2 protein-coding genes are annotated in these 1,372 nt (G+C 73.0%); one reads left to right on the forward strand and one right to left on the reverse strand.

The features are described 5' to 3' along the window. Nucleotides 1-266, reverse strand: a 266-nt coding sequence (locus G6028_RS17095) for a cyclic pyranopterin monophosphate synthase MoaC (protein ID WP_277817638.1), incomplete at its 3' end; no start/stop codon positions are given. A gap of 209 nt (nt 267-475) precedes the next feature. Between G6028_RS17095 and G6028_RS17100 the strand changes: the two genes are divergently transcribed. Further along, nucleotides 476-1,372 (forward strand): NADH:flavin oxidoreductase/NADH oxidase (locus G6028_RS17100; RefSeq protein WP_182659579.1); only part of this gene is annotated, 897 nt, incomplete at its 3' end.

Genomic DNA, 1,372 nt, shown 5'->3' on the forward strand with positions numbered 1-1,372 from the left:
GCGGTGGCCGACACCCGGATCTCGCCGGCCGGCGCGTCGAGATCGAAGCGCACCTTGACCGAGTTCAGGGGGATCTGGTGACACAGGGGGATCAGCTCGGAGGTCTTCTTGGCGGCGCCGATCCCGGCCAATCTGGCGGTGGCCAGGACGTCGGCCTTGCCCAGATCGTCGCCCGCGACCATGGTCACCACCTCCGGCCGGGTGCGGAAGACCCCCTCGGCGGTGGCGGTGCGGGTGGTGACGGCCTTGTCGCCCACGTCGACCATCCGGACCCTGCCCTCGGCGTCGAGGTGGGTGAGTCCGGGGTGGGTCAGCTGCGGCTGTGGGGTCAGCGTGGGCTCCGAGGAGGAACCCGGTCCGGTCTGGGCGTCAGTCATGGCGCCCACGCTAGTCGGCGGCGAAGGGGTGCGTGAGCGCCCGTCCGGGGGTGGTCCCCGGCGACCCTGACCCGGCCGGCGCGGGTTTAATCGGTGGCATGCCGCTGCTCTTCGACCCCATCCGAATCCGCGATCTCGAGATCCGGAACCGCGCGTGGCTCTCACCGATGTGCCAGTACTCGTGCGACGCCCGCGACGGCGTCCCCACCCCGTGGCATCTCGTGCACCTCGGCGCGCGGGCGCAGGGCGGGTTCGGGCTGATCCTCGCGGAGGCCTCCGCGGTGGTCCCGGAGGGTCGCATCAGCGCCCACGACGCCGGGCTGTGGAACGACGCGCAGCGGGACGCGTGGGCGCCGATCGTGGACTTCGTGCACTCGCAGGGCGCGGCGATCGGGATCCAACTGGCCCACGCCGGGCGCAAGGCGTCGACCTACAGGGCCTTCCCGGGAGAGCCCACCGGCTCGCTGCCGGTAGAGGAGGGCGGGTGGACCACGGTCGCCCCCTCGGCGATCCCGTTCGGCGACATGGCCACTCCCGTCGCGCTTGACCTCGAGGGGATCCGCGGCGTGGTGGACGCCTTCGCCGATGCCGCGCGACGCGCGGATCAGGCCGGGTTCGACGTGGTCGAGATCCACGCGGCGCACGGCTACCTCGTCCACGAGTTCCTCTCACCCCTGTCCAACGAGCGGACGGACGAGTACGGCGGCTCCCGCGAGAACCGCGCGCGACTCCTGGTGGAGGTCTGCGATGCGGTCCGTCAGGTCTGGCCCGCGGGCAAGCCGCTGTTCGTCCGCATCTCGGCGACGGACTGGGTGCCCGGCGGCTGGGCTCCGGAGGATTCGCGCTGGCTGGCGGGCCACCTCGCCGAGCACGGCGTCGACCTGGTGGACGTCTCGTCGGCCGCCAACACCCCCGCGGTCCCGCCGGTGCCGCTCGAGCAGGGGTACCAGGTGCCGTTGGCCGAGGAGGTCCGGGCGTCCGGCGCGGTGCTGGCC

Source organism: Dietzia cercidiphylli, assembly GCF_014145145.1.
In the GTDB taxonomy this organism is placed as follows: Bacteria; Actinomycetota; Actinomycetes; order Mycobacteriales; family Mycobacteriaceae; genus Dietzia; species Dietzia natronolimnaea.